The sequence below is a fragment of the Pseudomonas sp. Kh14 genome (assembly GCF_900291005.1).
Lineage (GTDB): Bacteria > Pseudomonadota > Gammaproteobacteria > Pseudomonadales > Pseudomonadaceae > Aquipseudomonas > Aquipseudomonas alloputida.
Window position 1 is genome coordinate 1 of sequence record NZ_OLKJ01000311.1, and the last position, 236, is coordinate 236.

Annotated in this window: 1 protein-coding gene; it reads right to left on the minus strand. The window is 74.6% G+C overall.

The window, feature by feature from the left end; genetic code table 11:
- The coding region (locus FQ668_RS28245) for a hypothetical protein (RefSeq protein ID WP_144180884.1) at positions 1-236 on the minus strand (236 nt) is incomplete at both ends.

Genomic DNA, 236 nt, shown 5'->3' on the forward strand with positions numbered 1-236 from the left:
CCCACCAGCAACGGGACATCGGACCGGCGTCCGCGGCCGTAGACCGCACCGAGCGCGCGGGCTTCGATGGGATCCCCGAGCAGGGTGCCGGTGCCGTGCGCCTCGACGTAGTCGACCGATGCCGGTTCCACCCCGGCGTCGGCACACGCGGCCCGGAGCACCGCCGCCTGCGCGGCGGGATTGGGGGCCATCAGCCCATTGGAGCGGCCGTCCTGATTGACCGCCGACCCCCGGAC